We start from the raw sequence: 14,238 nt of genomic DNA, 5'->3' as shown, positions 1-14,238 counted from the left end.
ATTAATCATATTGGCAAAAAAAGAGTAACTATTTTATCAATTATACAGATGGAATTTCATTGCTTTGATCCTGTATTGATAAAATTGCTTCCTTAGAGTTTAAAAAGGTTTTTTAGAAAAAGCAAATAAAAGCCGAAGATTAGTACTCCCCGGCTTACCTTGGTTATTATCTTTTACATTTTCAACATTGAACAGTATATATGTTCCCTTATTAATTTCAAGCTAAAGTGAAATAATCCTCTTACGATTCCGGTTTTTTATATTAAACTTTACTACTTTTCTACAACAAGCATAAACATTGGGGTAGAACGATTTATGACCCTTTCCTTTTCGTTATAAACCCTGTCTCCTATGTCAGTTTCACAGTAAATCTTTTTATATCCAAGTTCCAAAAGCTTGTTGAAATCCCATTGCGGTCTTATTCTCTGGCACATGGGCATACTTTTTCTAAAATCGATCATTTCAGCAGTGTACTGGGGAGGCTCTTCGCCAAACAATCTTACGTATTCCTTTTGGTCTTCCATATATTTTTCCATGTATGCTTCATTGAATAATCTTATATTCCAATTAGCATCAAACATAATGATTTTACCGTCGGTTTTTAAAACTCTTTTCCATTCACTGTATGCTTTTTCAGCGTCAATTAGAGTCCAGGCAACGTTCCTGCTAATTATAAGGTCAAAGCTTTCGTCATCAAATTCTAGATTTTGTCCATCAGATACTCTAAAGCTGGCAGTTACACCTTCGCTTTTTGCATTTGCCCTTGCTTCATTAATCATTGCCTCGGTACAATCAATAGCAGTCACATTGTTCCCCACCTGCGACATTATTATGGTAAAAAAACCCGGGCCAGTACCTACATCAAGAATATCCATTTTTGTGTTTTTTCCGGCATTATTAAGAATAATATCAGTCCATGCTTTCTTTTTAAAGCTGTTTAACTCTTCTTTTATTATGTTGCTGTAGTTGTTAGAACTGTCCGTCCAATTTTTTATCAGTTTTTGTTCACGATCCATCCATACTCACCTCTGACATTTTTGTCAAAGGCGGATACGCCGCAAGGGAGACAACGTATCTGCCTTTGATAGATTATTGTTTTACGTCAAGCTTCTGCCATTCTATCGGTGCATAGCTATTAACTCCGATTTCAAATCCTTTTATTTTATCAGAATTAACAGCGAATGAAGTTATAGGATAGTAAATAGGAATTGTGAGAGCTTCTTCGCTGATGAATTTGAATACCTTATCGTAATTCTTTTGTCTTTCTCTTTCGTCAATGCTGTTCAATGTTTTTATAATGTTGTTATAGAGTCCCTCATCATACCAGGCCTTTGCGGCATTGCTTGTAGAAAGAATTGAGAAAAGCTCCAGCATTGAACCGTGCGGCACCCAGGAATCCGAAGATGTTCTCATAAGAGCGATGTCAAATGCCTTAGTATTCATCGTTGCGTCCTCGTATCCGTTTTTATCCATAATATTAAGATTTACTTTTATGCCAACTGATGAAAATTCAGATTGCACAAACTCGGCCAGCGGCTTCCATTCAGGAAATTCTTCTGTTGATAATACAAAATTAAACTCAAGATTCTTTCCGTTCTTATCACGAATACCGTCACCGTTTGTATCTACATATCCGGCAGTATCAAATAATTGTTTCGCTTTTTCTTTATCATTTGCAAATCCGTAATTATTTTCATCTGTAGTGTAAGGAACGCCTTTTTGATATAAGCCATTCGCCTCAAAACCAATATTGTCAAAAAGATCTGTTACAATGCTTTTTTTATTGATGGCATAGTTCATGGCTAAACGAACATTTCTATCCTGAAATGCTTCCACCTTTTGATTGAAGGAAATAAAGTGCGAGCACATTGTTCCTTTTGTGTATGTTGTAAACTTACCCGAGTTTTTAAGCTCTAAAAAACTCTCCATGGGGATCTTCGAGACAAGATCACCTCCGAGAATATCAACCTCACCGCTTTGAAGAGCTAAAACTCTTGCTTGTCCATCTGTTATTACCTTAAATGTTATTCTGTCCAGCTTAGGTTTTTCACCCCAGTAGTATGGATTAGGAACAAGAGTAAATTCCTGATCTTTTTTATAGGATTCCAGCATCCATGGACCTGTGCCGACAGGCTTTGTAAATTTACCCATAACATCTCCGGCAACCGCAGTAACTGATGAAGGGCTTAAAAATCGTACTGGCCTTGGGTATGTCAGCTCCGTCAAAATTGGATAGGCACCGTCCTTAAAAACAATTTTTACTGTGTCATTATCAACGTCTTCCATACTTTCTACATTGACCGATTTCAAGATCGCATGACGTTTGTTGTTGACCCATCTTTTCAGGTTGAATATAACAGCGTCTGCGTTGAAATCGGTTCCATCAGAAAATTTCACTCCTTTACGGAGCTTAAACGTGTATGTTTTTCCATCCGGTGAAATGATCCAGCTTGTTGCAAGCTGAGGAAGGATCTTTCCATCTCCTCCATCTTCAACAAAACCGTCATAAATCATCTTGTACAAAAAGTGAGGTCCATTATAGGTTGCGGCATCCAATTCCCCCATGGCCCCATCACGATAAATCGCAACAACAACTTCCTTTACTCCCGGTTTGCTTGATACTGAATCATTTTTGCCGCAAGCAGAAATGATCAAGCAGGTGCAAATTAATAGCGTAATGGTTGCTATAATGTTTTTTCTCATTTCTATCCCCCCGTTAAATTCTATTTTTGCAACAAAAATGGCAGGCAATATAATGCTCGTCATTATGCGGCACTAGCGCTGGTTGCTTGGTTTTGCATACTTCTTGTGTATAAAGACAGCGATTCTGAAAAACACATCCCTTCTCAGGTATTTTTAATTCTTCACCCTCTCTAAGCAGCACCATATTTTTCGACCTTTTTTTAGGATCAGGAACAAGAGTTGCAGCAAGAAGTGCTTTTGTATAAGGGTGCTGTACTTTGTCATTAATACCGGATATAATTTCCATAATATTTCCCAGATACATAACTACTACTCTGTCACATATCTTATTAACCGCTGATATATCATGAGAAATAAATAAGTATGTGAGATCAAATTGCCGCTTCAGGTCGATCAAAAGAGTTAAAATTTGTCTCTTTAGTGCATAATCAATGCTGGAAACTGCTTCATCGCACACAACAAATTCCGGATTCAGGATCAAGGCTCTGGCAATGCCTACCCTTTGTCTTTGGCCTCCGGACATTTCCTGGCTGTATCTAGTCAGATACGTATGGTTAAGCCCTACTTTCTCCAGCATGGCAACGATTTTTTTTTCTTTCTCCTCTGCCGATTCGCTACTGTAATTGTTAAGTGGTTCACTAATTATTTGCTTTACCGTAAAATAAGGGTTAAAAGCATTAGCGGTTCCTTGAAAGATCATCTGCATGCTGTTTCTGATTTTTCGCATTTGATTAAAGGAGTAATCTGTTATATCATGCCGGTTAAAAATGATCCTTCCTCTGGTAGGCTGTTCCAGTTTTAAAAGCATTTTCCCCAAAGTGCTTTTGCCACAGCCCGACTCACCGACAAGACCCAGAATTTCGCCTTTTTTTATGTTTAAACTTATATTGTGTACGGCATAAACCTTTGGCTTTTGTTTTTCGTTATAGCATTTATAAACGCCTTTTATTTCTAATAAATTCACGCTTTCACCCTTTTTCAGATTAAAAAATTGAATTAAGCAGAGACTTAGTATACTCATGCTTTGGCGATTCGAACACATCATAAACTGTGCCGCTTTCTACTATTTTTCCGTCTTTTATCACATAAACGTCATCCGCCATCTGAGCAACCACCCCTAAATCATGGGTTATCAAGACAATGGCCATACCTTCGTTTTTGAGGCGTACCAATTCTTCGAGTATGGCGGCCTGCGTTGTTAAATCCAGTGATGAGGTCGGTTCGTCTGCTATTAATACACGGGAATTTGCAAGCAATCCCATCGCTACCATAACTCTTTGGCACATACCTCCGCTTAGTTCAAAAGGATAACTTTCCAGAATTTGTTCAGTATTTTTTAAACCGACACGTGAAAGCACATCTCGGAACATGCTTAGAGCCTCTTTATTTCTAATCGCTTTATTTTGTGTGTGGATTACCTCAAAAAGATGTTTTTTTACCTTCAGAACAGGATTCATTGAACTAGTCGGTTCTTGAAATATCATGGAAATTTCTTTGCCTCTTATTTTTAAAAGCTGTTTTTCTTTCAAATTTCTGATGTTAACCCCATTAAGCCATATTTCTCCGTCAATAATCTTTCCCGGATCGTCGATCAAATTGAAGATCGATAATGACATAACCGATTTTCCGCTGCCGGAGCCGCCTACAATTGCTGTTATTCTGGCCTTGTATACATCAAGACTGATTCCATCTACAGCTTTTACCACTCGTTCTACTAAATAAAAATAGGTTTTAAGATTTTTTATTGATAGAATAGGCTGTTCGGCCATCTTGGCAGTCATCCTCCTTTACCGCTGCAATATCGCCCGAAGATGGAATGAGAACATCATTCAGGCCTTCACCAAACATATTGAAAGCAAAAACAGCAAGCATAATAGCAAGCCCGGGCCAAAGCAGCATTAACGGGTCCGATATTAAATATTGTCTGCTATCGCTCAGCATAACTCCCCAATCCGCAGTTGGCGGCTGTGAGCCAAGCCCGATAAAGGAAAAACCGGCAACATGCATAATAACGGCAGCAATCCTGAGTGTGGCAAGCACGATGACAGGGGAAATCGCATTCAGGGTTATGTGCTTTAGAATTATTGATGTCCGGCTGCTTCCTGAAGCAACGGCAGCTATAACAAACTCTTTTTCTTTAAGCTTTATAACAATGCTTCGAACAATTCTTGCAAAGGGAGCCCACCAAAGTAAAACAAAGACAATCATGATGTTTACGACACTGGCTCCCCACACTCCTACTATAGCCAAGGCACAAAGACCCGAAGGAAAGGTTGATGCTATATCTGCAAGACGCATTATGATATTATCAAGCCATCCTCCCGCATAACCGGCAAGAATACCGAGAGGCACTCCAATAGCCAACATAAAGACTGTGGCGAATATTGCTGTGGTAAGGCTTGTCCTTATTCCATAAATCAATCTTGATAATATACATCTGCCAAGCTGGTCTGTACCCAACGGGAATTCAGCGCAAGGCTTAAGCAATTTTATTGTGAGGTCAACTGCATAAGGATCATGGGGAGACACTACCGGAGCAAAAATGCCCATAAGTATGAGAATAAATATAATAACCAATCCCATTGCCGCTAATTTTTTCTTTTTAAATTTAACCAACACACTTTTTTTCAAGACTATGACCATCCCTCTCAGGTATAAATAAACAGATTTCAGAGCAATTGCTGTAAGGAAGGTGAAACACGAATCGATTTCTTCAATTTTCAATTAGATTCCATTTATTATTTAAGTTGTATCTTAGGGTCTATATAAAGATATAAAATATCAAGCAAAAGATTTACGGCAATAAAAGTTACTGCAACGATCATTATATATCCTTGAATAACAGGTAAATCTTTTAGTTTAATACTGTCAATCGCGAATTCCCCTATTCCGTTCCAAGAAAAGATGGTCTCACAAGCAAATTGACCTGCCAAAAGCTTTCCAAAGTCTACACCTATAAGAGTTATGCATGGGAGTACAGCGTTTTTTAATCCATGCTTTAGCAATACGGCATTTCGGCTTAAACCTCTTGCTCTTGCAGCTCTCATATAGTCATAATTAGTTATTTCTATGAGATTGTTTCTCAAAACCCGCATATATATGGCACCATAATTTACACTAAGCGTAAAAGCCGGAAGAAATATGTTTTGCAATTTATTCCCGGAAATAACAGGAAAGATATTCAACTGAACCGCAAAAACATATAGAAGCATTAGACCGAGCCAGAAATCCGGCAATGTTGCACCAAAAGTAGATGCGATTCTGAATAGGTGGTCAATCAGTGAATCCTTGTATCTGGCTGAAATAAGGGCTGCCGGAATTGCAAATAGTATTGAAATAACCGTCGCTGCAATAGCTAGCTTAAGAGTAGCGGGAAATCTCGATAGTATTTCATCTGAAACAGGCTTTTTTGTTTGGAATGATATACCAAAATCAAATTTAACCGCTTTTTTCAACCAATTAATATACTGAATATGAAGCGGTGCATTTAACCCCAACTCTTCCCGTGCTGCAGCAACATTCTTTTCTGTAACCTCTAAGCCCTGGCTGCGGATAGTTACCTCTGCAACATCACCCGATGACATATTACTTAAAGCAAAAGCCAAAATAGTGACTATTATTAACATAGGGATTATTTGCAGCAATCGCTTTAAAATTAGTTTAATTTTCTTCATATTCCTCTCACCTTCCCGAATGCTAAAACTTTTGACGGATATAAGTTTTAAAGCACAAAAAATGAAGGTTAAGCAGAAATGCACATAACATTTGCATCTCAACTTAACCTTCATGGTTATTTTTTTATTTTTATAATTTAAATAAAATTGTTTTTGCAAGTATAATAGCTTCAACTATTAAGTCAATAATCTACAGGCTTTTACATCGCTTATATGTATTTCGTATACATGTTAGTTAATTTTAAAATAATATAATACTTGATGTCAACAAGTTTTAAGAAAATTAAAATTTGCTGCGCTACAATGCGGTTATCAAGAGTAACATAAAATTGCAATTATGTCATTACCAAACGAAGGGTATAAGTCTATATCGTATCTTCTTCTTATAATCTTCGTAACCCTCTAATTCATTGATTAACATTCTCTCTTCACCGATTATTCTGACCGCCATAAGAAAAATCCCAATTAATCCTATTATTAAGCCATAGATCGAACCCAGCATCAGTGGTGTCCCTACAAGCATTAATAAATTGCCAAGATACATGGGATGTCTTACGAATCCATAAACGCCTGTGGAAATTACGTGTTGTTTTCGTTCAGTCTGAATCCTGACCATTGTTGAAGCGAAAGTATTCGTAGCCACTGATTGAAATAAAAAGTATAAAGATGGTAACAATGCCACTCCACCAATTGCTTTTAACCATACAGGAAAGTAGGGCGACCATGCATATCTTTTGGCATCTAATGGCATAATGATAACCCATGCTATAAGGGATACATAAGCAAAGGATTGATAATATTTATCCCATCCTTTTTGGTTGTCGGAACCAGGCATTTTAGACCGCTCGGCCAATAATTCAGGGTCATTAACAGACAGATAAATACCAATAGATAAAGTCATAGTAAGCCAAAATACAATAAAAACCCAACCTTCTATCCAAAACCAATCACCTGCAAGGAAAAGAATGACTGCTATAAATAGTAAACTAACAATTATTGACGTGAAAATTTGGCCAACTTTAAATTTGCCTTTTTTATTTGGCATAATGGAAATCCTCCTGCAATTTAATCTCAACGTCATTTTTGTTCAGGATTAACCCATAACCTCTCCGCTATCTAATTTGAAATTTGAGTTAAAAATTACCTTTGTCGCTTGGATATTCCCAATAAGGTATCTTTAGAGAAATCATAGATATTCTTCTTTATAAAAATTTTTCTTAAGTAAATCCAAATATTCATTAAATTCTTTGTGTAATGGTTCAAAATCAAACCCTGCTTTACTTGAAGATTGACAGACATACCCTTCGGCTAACAAAACAAGCATTTTCATAACAAGCTTTGGATCAATGCCGTCTTTAAATTTTGAAGCATCCATGTCATCAAAAACAATTTTACTTCTAAAAACCTCACCTTTTGCCAGAAAGTCTTTTATTTCCGTTATTACCTCATCATCGGTTTCAAAATACACACTGTTTAAAAAAGAAAGAATTGAAGGGTGTTTTTTTAAAACCGAGATTTTAATATCCGTTGCAAGCTTAATTCTGCCAAAAAAATCAGTTACATTGGCATCAAATTTTTCATTAATTTCCTTCATTAAAATATTTCCGCACAATTCAATTAAATAAAGGTACAAAGTTTTTTTGGTGCCAAAGTAATGAAATATCATTGCTTTTGAGATTCCAGCAGCTGCTGCAATATCGCTTACAGATGTTTTTTTATAACCGTTGGTACCAAAAGATAAAAGTGTGGCATCAATAATTATAGTTTGTTTTTCTACAGATAAATTTTTAAATTTCTCCAAAATACTCACCCCACAGATTTTATTGACCGAACCGGTTAATACAAACATAACACAATAAACCGATTCGGTCAATAGATTATTTAAAAGTATTATTAAAGGTTGTGGTTGAGCATTGAGATAAAATAAGATTTTATAATAACATTATTTCCTTAAACCTGTATATATATGGATTGCATCTCTTAAAAATTCTGCAACACCAGGCTGCTTTTTATCATAGTAGGCTTTAAACCGTTCATCGTCCACGTACATTTGGGCAAGACCGGCATGTGCTTCCTTATTATATTCGCTCCAGAAATAAGTTAACCACTGTTTATGCAAATCTGCCGCTTTTTGAGCAATATCACAGGCAGGGTCACCAGTTTCAAAAGCTTCCGCCAGAGCAGCGGTCACTTCATTCTCCAGTCGAGTTACCTCTGCATGCTCTTCTTCTGTCATGTTCTTAAGCTTTTCATTAGATTTATTAACAATTTCGTTGCCATACTTCTCACGAATTTCTTTACCGTACTTTTTTTCGTTATCATCAATTAACTTTTGCTTAAAACCTTCGAACTTTTCTCTATCTGTCATATTCCTTCCACCTTCCGTTAAGCCAATGGTTTTTTCCACATTAGCGATTAGTAAATCCAACTGTTTTCTTTTTTCAAGGAGCTTCTCACGATGTTCTTTAAGTGCTTCAGCTTCGTTAAAGGAAGGAGAAGTGACTATGTCTTTAATATTATCTAAGCTGAGCCCAAGTTCTTTGTAGAATAAAATCTGCTGTAATCTATTCACTTCCGCTTGACCATAAATTCTATATCCTGACGAGTTAATTCTTGTCGGCTTAAGAATACCAATCTCATCGTAATACCTAAGTGTTCTAGTACTTATCCCAGCTAACCGGCCCAGCTTCTGCACTGTATATTCCATGTTACCGCCCTCCTGACAACATAACTATATATCTTTACGTTACGGCAAAGTCAATCGCTTTTTTATGGTAAATATATACAGCAAGTCCTTTTTACAATGAACCGCCATTACTACCAACATCATCATGGGGGGGTCAATGTGCATCTGCCCTGTTGCTTAGTGCCAAACACAAACTCCTACCGGAACAATTATCCCAGATAGGAGTTATCAGCTTTACTATATTAATAAACATATCCTCTCTACTTGATGACTTCAGTAAATTCTGATCGAAACCGGGAATTGCATAGTGCATAGTCCGGCATAAATGCATGCCAAGATGCACCTTTCATAGTTTATTATTCAGCACTTTTCAGTTCACATGCCAATACCCAGCCACAATGGTTGTGTTGCCGTTCTTATGCACGATCCCGTCAACCACCGTGCTTTCAAGATACTCTCTAATCTTTTTCTAGAAGTAATATTTTCTGATTTTGCATAACATTTTTCATTTTGATACTATTCCATAATAACAAGCAGGAAATGTATCCTGCTTGTTATCTAACATTCGTTATAATTTTTACTCCCCAAAATGTACTTGTTTCTAAATAGTTAAAAATCCTCTATTTCTAAGTCCTTTCACAATACCCACTGTGGATTCGCTTTTATCCATGGTATAAAAATGCAATCCACGGGCGCCTTCTTTAAGAAGTTCTTCGCATTGCCCTGTCGCGTATTCAATTCCGAAGTCAACAAGCGCCTTCGTATCGCCCTCAGGCAACTCAGATATCCCCTTTCTTAATTTTTCCGGTATCTTAGCACCGCAGCTTCCGGCTAACATTTCCATCATTTTAACACTGTAAACCGGCATGATTCCGGGCAATACAGGAATATTAATACCGCTTTTCTGACAACGCTCCCTAAAATCAAAAAAACAAACATTGTCATAGAAAAATTGGGCAATAATAAAATCGACACCTTGATCAACCTTGTGTTTAAGGTATTCAATGTCCTTCTTAAGGCTTGGCGCTTCGATGTGGCCCTCCGGATATCCGGCAACCCCCAGACAAAAGCTGTAATTTTGGTGAATAAATGCTGCGAGCTCCGAGGCATATTTAAAGCTTTCAGCCGACACCTGTGTAACATCTGCGTCTTTGGGCGGATCCCCGCGCAGTGCTAAAATATTCTCGATGCCGAGATCCTGATAGCTGTTCAGCACGGCGTTTATCTCATCCTTTTTCAAAGCGAAAGCCGCAAGATAAGCAACCACTTCCAGTTCCTTTTCTTTCTTCAACTTTTTAACCAACTCATAAGAACCTTCTTTGGTCGATCCACCAGCGCCGAATGTAACTGAAACAAAATCAGGCTTTAATTCAACAAGATCTTCAATCGTTTGATTAAACGTTTCAGCAGCTTTTTCATTACGGGCAGGGAAAAACTCAAAAGAGAGCGTGGGTTTACCTGTTTTAAAGATTTCTGATAGTTTCATACTGATTCTCCTTTTTATTTACTATTAAATTTAACATGAAAATAGTTTACTGTTTTCGCTTTGCTAATGCGTCATACCGTTCCTTGCGTAGGAGTATCTCCTCTGTCTGCTCCCCAAATCAAATCTTTTATTTTACCGTTGAAGCTATACTCATTTCCCCTTTATTTGTACTGCTTTAGTATTTCTGCCATGTTCGTACGCTCCCAAGGTAAATTTAGTTCAGGCCGCCCGAAATGGCCGTAAGCAGCGGTCTGAGTATAAATCGGGTTGCGAAGGTCAAGATACGAGATTATTCTTGCCGGACGCAGATCAAAGCACTCCCTGACGACATCTGCAAGTCTTTGGTCGGAAAATATACCGGTCCCTTGGGTATCAATATGGATTGAAATTGGATTGGAAACACCTATGGCGTAGGCTACCTCAATCTGACAGCGTTGGGCCAGCCCTGCGGCAACAATATTTTTGGCAATATGGCGCACCATATAGGCTGCCGAACGGTCGACCTTTGTCGGATCTTTTCCTGAAAATGCTCCTCCGCCGTGACTGGCGTAACCACCATAGGTATCTACGATTATCTTTCGTCCCGTAAGGCCCGAATCCCCTACAGGTCCGCCGATCACAAAACATCCGGTCGGGTTGACATAAATATGGGTATCCTTGTCCAGATATTTTTTCGGTATCACAGGCTTAATAACTGTTTCAATGATTGCTTCCCGTAAAGTGTCTGAAGAAACATCCGGATTGTGCTGGGCTGATACCACGATCGCCGCACACCGTAAGATTTTGCCGCTATCATCATATTCTACTGCTACCTGTGTTTTGCCATCCGGCCGGAGCCAATTAAGCTCACCGCTTTTGCGTACCCCGGCTAAACGCTGCGCTAACTTGTGGGCCAAGGAAATTGGTGCAGGCATGAGTTCCGGTGTTTCATCACAGGCGAAACCGAACATCATCCCTTGGTCGCCTGCGCCAATATAATCCGCCTCATCCGGCTTTAATTTCTTGGCTTCATATGAACTGTTAACACCCATAGCAATATCCGGACTTTGCTCGTCGATCGAGGTAAGCACTGCACAAGCCTTGTAGTCAAAACCATATTCGGGATTGTCATAACCTATATTTTGCACAGTTTGGCGTACAATGGATGGAATATCAACATAGCATGAAGACGTTATCTCGCCGGTAACAAGCACCATCCCTGTTGTGGCTACACATTCGCAAGCTACCCGGGCATTTTTATCTTGTTCTAAAATATTGTCTAAAACGGCATCCGATATCTGATCGCATAATTTGTCCGGATGGCCTTCCGTCACCGATTCCGATGTAAATACTCTATTTCTCATTTTCCCTTTCCTTTCGTTGGGTTCGATATACAAAAAAAATACAAAAGTGGTTTTTTCGCTATTCTGCCAGGACATCCTCCGCAAAACATTCTTCTTGCAATTTGCTAGCATGAACTGACAATATAAGGTTATGGTCTTTTGTTTATATGTAATATAGTAGCACTGTTTTGGTCATATGTAAATAACCTGTCTACATTTATTATATTCAAAAAATAAAAACCCAGAGCAAAGACCTACGCCTCTGCCTGTCATCGATCCGTTTCCCGGCAGACTGCTCCTGTCTTCTCCTGGTATAACTCCCCATCTCTTTTCGTTTCAATAAATTCTGCCCCAGGAGGTGCACACAATCAGATATATGGTCTGCTTGCTATTTCCTCACAGATCCGCAGGCTGTTTTGCCTCAATGGTTATCTTATTTATCACGGAGAACCGGGGCTTACCGAAAATATTGTAAACAACCTATATGGCTGTCCGGTTGACCTTATTGCCCATGGAGTAACCTCACACTCTTCACCGCAACCCTTGCCTTAAAAAAAAATGGTTTGGGATAAAAAGTTTATTTAATCCGGGTAGATATCATCGAAAGAGAGCTTATGGCGTTATAGCTCTCTTTTTTGTTTAGATAAATTATCTTAACTTTTTTATACACAATTATTGACATATGACCACAATCGAGTTATTATAATTATGAGCATAGGACAATAACTCTTTCAAAAACAAACTACATTGTAAAGGAGATAATTTTTATGGCAGCTTTAGTAAACAAGGAAAAATGCATTGGCTGCGGCCAATGCGAGGATGTGTGCCCTGTAGGGGCAATCAAACTTGAAGATGGTAAGGCAGTCATCAGCGACGAATGTGTTGAATGCGGTACATGTGTTGAAGAATGTCCAAATGAAGCAATAAGTTTATAGATTTTGAAAGGAGATTTTATTATGCCTGGAAGAGATGGAACTGGTCCGTTGGGACAAGGACCTGTGGCGGGAAGAGGAGCAATACTTAAATGACAAAGACGTTAATTTGAGAGGAGGTGAAAATTATGCCGAGAGGAGACGAAACGGGCCCGATGGGAATGGGACGGATGACCGGACGAGGCGCAGGTTTTTGCGCAGGCTTTACAGCTCCCGGTTATGCAAATCCGGTCAGTTTTAGATGTGGATTCGGAGGAGGACGCGGTTCCCGCAGGATGTTCCATGCAACTGGGCTGCCGGGATGGAAGCGCTTAGGCTATCCCGCATACACTGGAACATATGAACCTGCTTTAGATGAAAAGGAGCTTTTAAGCCAGCAGGTTAAGTTTTTAGAAAGCCAGCTTGAACAGGTTAAAAAGCGTTTTTCAAGTTTTAAAGAAGACACTGAATAGTCCCATATTTATAAGAAGAAGGCAGGTAAAATTACTGCCTTCTTCTTATAAATTATTTTTCAGGCAAAGAAAGATATATATGGCGTTGCGAAACATTATGAATTATCAGACAAATGATATATTGCGGAAAAAGACAAGAACGATTGAAAAATTTTACAATAGGATACTGACATCGCTTAAGAATATGGCTGAAACCATGTATAATGCAAACGAAACCGGGTTGGCGGCCACCCAAGTTGCCATATTACGACGACTTGTTGTAATTGACGTTGGAACAGGGTCTATTAATCCAGTTATCAGTTAAAAAGGTCTTCAAGAGATAGCCTTGTCAATGCTGCAGAATTATTCGCAGCATATCCGGAGCGCATGTTGAATACATAACCGGCGATGAAAAAGAAGAAGGATTCTTCTTTAGCGAGGATATTGTCAATGATCTTTTAAGTATTGAAAAATTAAATAAATTTTGATTTTGAAAGAGGTGAATTGATTTGCTTAACCGGGCCTATCATTTGCTTAAGGAATGCAATTTAAGGATTACGCTGCAAAGAAAAGCTATCCTTGAGATTCTATACAATTGCAGGGGACATCATCTTGAAGCTGAAAATATTTATGGACTTCTTACAGTACAAGATAATAATAAAAGGATAGGACTGGCGACGGTGTATCGTACCATGGAATTATTCGAAAAGATTGGTATAGTGTCAAGATTATCAATGGAAAACTCATCGGCACGGTACGAGTTGGTAATGTTTGACAGGTTAATGCATCACCATTTAATTTGTTTAAAATGCGGACAACTGACGGAATTAGATGATAGAATGGCTGAAGAATTCAAAAACCGGATTTCGGAAGAAAAAGGATTTGAGGTTGCTGATAAATCAATGAAAATTTACGGATACTGTAGCAGTTGTAAAGGGTAATTGTTTAAATGATTATATTTTCAAGTATAATAAAAAAAAGTATGCTAAACGGAGTTGATGTGA

14 protein-coding genes and 1 pseudogene are annotated in these 14,238 nt (G+C 38.3%); 4 read left to right on the top strand and 11 right to left on the bottom strand.

From position 1 onward, the window contains the following. Positions 1–272: 272 nt before the first annotated feature. The 11 genes from DTOX_RS02665 to metK form a co-directional block, all read right to left on the bottom strand. Positions 273–1,016 carry a class I SAM-dependent methyltransferase gene (locus DTOX_RS02665; protein WP_015756182.1) on the bottom strand — a complete coding sequence of 248 codons (744 nt, stop codon included), beginning with the start codon at positions 1,014–1,016 and terminating at the stop codon, positions 273–275. A 73-nt stretch (positions 1,017–1,089) separates the two neighbouring features. Continuing rightward, the gene (locus DTOX_RS02660; protein ID WP_015756181.1) at positions 1,090–2,703 is read right to left on the bottom strand and encodes an ABC transporter substrate-binding protein; all 1,614 of its coding nucleotides are present in this window, start codon (positions 2,701–2,703) and stop codon (positions 1,090–1,092) included. A 13-nt stretch (positions 2,704–2,716) separates the two neighbouring features. After that, positions 2,717–3,667, bottom strand: coding sequence for an oligopeptide/dipeptide ABC transporter ATP-binding protein (locus DTOX_RS02655; protein ID WP_042315312.1), 951 nt, complete (start codon positions 3,665–3,667; stop codon positions 2,717–2,719). Between the two features lie 19 nt (positions 3,668–3,686). Next, positions 3,687–4,484, bottom strand: coding sequence for an ABC transporter ATP-binding protein (locus DTOX_RS02650; protein ID WP_242652534.1), 798 nt, complete (start codon positions 4,482–4,484; stop codon positions 3,687–3,689). Then, the gene (locus tag DTOX_RS02645) at positions 4,435–5,334 is read right to left on the bottom strand and encodes an ABC transporter permease (RefSeq protein ID WP_242652533.1); all 900 of its coding nucleotides are present in this window, start codon (positions 5,332–5,334) and stop codon (positions 4,435–4,437) included. Before DTOX_RS02645 ends, DTOX_RS02650 begins: the two co-directional genes overlap by 50 nt. Before the next feature lie 107 nt (positions 5,335–5,441). Further along, positions 5,442–6,377, bottom strand: a complete 936-nt coding sequence (gene nikB / locus DTOX_RS02640; protein ID WP_015756177.1) for a nickel ABC transporter permease — start codon at positions 6,375–6,377, stop codon at positions 5,442–5,444. A gap of 343 nt (positions 6,378–6,720) precedes the next feature. Continuing rightward, positions 6,721–7,422, bottom strand: coding sequence for a methyltransferase family protein (locus DTOX_RS02635; protein WP_015756176.1), 702 nt, complete (start codon positions 7,420–7,422; stop codon positions 6,721–6,723). A 141-nt stretch (positions 7,423–7,563) separates the two neighbouring features. After that, positions 7,564–8,178: a TetR/AcrR family transcriptional regulator gene (locus tag DTOX_RS02630; RefSeq protein WP_015756175.1), complete on the bottom strand. Its 615-nt coding sequence runs from the start codon at positions 8,176–8,178 to the stop codon at positions 7,564–7,566. Between the two features lie 141 nt (positions 8,179–8,319). Further along, positions 8,320–9,084 (bottom strand): MerR family transcriptional regulator, encoded by a 765-nt coding sequence (locus tag DTOX_RS02625; protein WP_015756174.1) that lies wholly within the window; start codon positions 9,082–9,084, stop codon positions 8,320–8,322. Positions 9,085–9,664: 580 nt separating this feature from the next. Then, positions 9,665–10,549 carry a methylenetetrahydrofolate reductase [NAD(P)H] gene (gene metF, locus DTOX_RS02620; protein ID WP_015756173.1) on the bottom strand — a complete coding sequence of 295 codons (885 nt, stop codon included), beginning with the start codon at positions 10,547–10,549 and terminating at the stop codon, positions 9,665–9,667. A 161-nt stretch (positions 10,550–10,710) separates the two neighbouring features. Next, entirely contained in the window at positions 10,711–11,892 is a 1,182-nt protein-coding gene (gene metK, locus DTOX_RS02615; RefSeq protein WP_015756172.1) for a methionine adenosyltransferase, read from the bottom strand. 746 nt (positions 11,893–12,638) lie between these two features. Here metK and DTOX_RS02610 point away from each other — a divergent pair. From DTOX_RS02610 to DTOX_RS02600, 4 genes and pseudogenes are all read left to right on the top strand, one after another. Beyond that, entirely contained in the window at positions 12,639–12,806 is a 168-nt protein-coding gene (locus DTOX_RS02610; RefSeq protein ID WP_015756171.1) for a 4Fe-4S binding protein, read from the top strand. Between the two features lie 125 nt (positions 12,807–12,931). Continuing rightward, on the top strand, positions 12,932–13,255 hold the full coding sequence (locus DTOX_RS02605) for a DUF5320 domain-containing protein (RefSeq protein WP_015756170.1): 324 nt from the start codon (positions 12,932–12,934) through the stop codon (positions 13,253–13,255). A 79-nt stretch (positions 13,256–13,334) separates the two neighbouring features. Then, positions 13,335–13,553 (top strand): annotated as a pseudogene (locus DTOX_RS21930) (peptide deformylase); the annotation flags it as partial. Between the two features lie 190 nt (positions 13,554–13,743). Then, positions 13,744–14,175 carry a Fur family transcriptional regulator gene (locus DTOX_RS02600; protein WP_015756168.1) on the top strand — a complete coding sequence of 144 codons (432 nt, stop codon included), beginning with the start codon at positions 13,744–13,746 and terminating at the stop codon, positions 14,173–14,175. Positions 14,176–14,238: the final 63 nt, after the last annotated feature.

The sequence above is a fragment of the Desulfofarcimen acetoxidans DSM 771 genome (genome assembly GCF_000024205.1).
GTDB lineage: Bacteria > Bacillota > Desulfotomaculia > Desulfotomaculales > Desulfofarciminaceae > Desulfofarcimen > Desulfofarcimen acetoxidans.
This window is presented reverse-complemented; position numbering and strand designations above follow the sequence as displayed.

Bases quoted from the DNA above. Each gene is read 5' to 3' on its own strand.
- DTOX_RS02665 (WP_015756182.1), bottom strand. From the start codon at position 1,016: ATGGATCGTGAACAAAAACTGATAAAAAATTGGACGGACAGTTCTAAC.
- DTOX_RS02660 (WP_015756181.1), bottom strand. From the start codon at position 2,703: ATGAGAAAAAACATTATAGCAACCATTACGCTATTAATTTGCACCTGC.
- DTOX_RS02650 (WP_242652534.1), bottom strand. From the start codon at position 4,484: ATGACTGCCAAGATGGCCGAACAGCCTATTCTATCAATAAAAAATCTT.
- nikB (WP_015756177.1), bottom strand. From the start codon at position 6,377: ATGAAGAAAATTAAACTAATTTTAAAGCGATTGCTGCAAATAATCCCT.
- DTOX_RS02635 (WP_015756176.1), bottom strand. From the start codon at position 7,422: ATGCCAAATAAAAAAGGCAAATTTAAAGTTGGCCAAATTTTCACGTCA.
- DTOX_RS02625 (WP_015756174.1), bottom strand. From the start codon at position 9,084: ATGGAATATACAGTGCAGAAGCTGGGCCGGTTAGCTGGGATAAGTACT.
- metF (WP_015756173.1), bottom strand. From the start codon at position 10,549: ATGAAACTATCAGAAATCTTTAAAACAGGTAAACCCACGCTCTCTTTT.
- metK (WP_015756172.1), bottom strand. From the start codon at position 11,892: ATGAGAAATAGAGTATTTACATCGGAATCGGTGACGGAAGGCCATCCG.
- DTOX_RS02610 (WP_015756171.1), top strand. From the start codon at position 12,639: ATGGCAGCTTTAGTAAACAAGGAAAAATGCATTGGCTGCGGCCAATGC.
- DTOX_RS02605 (WP_015756170.1), top strand. From the start codon at position 12,932: ATGCCGAGAGGAGACGAAACGGGCCCGATGGGAATGGGACGGATGACC.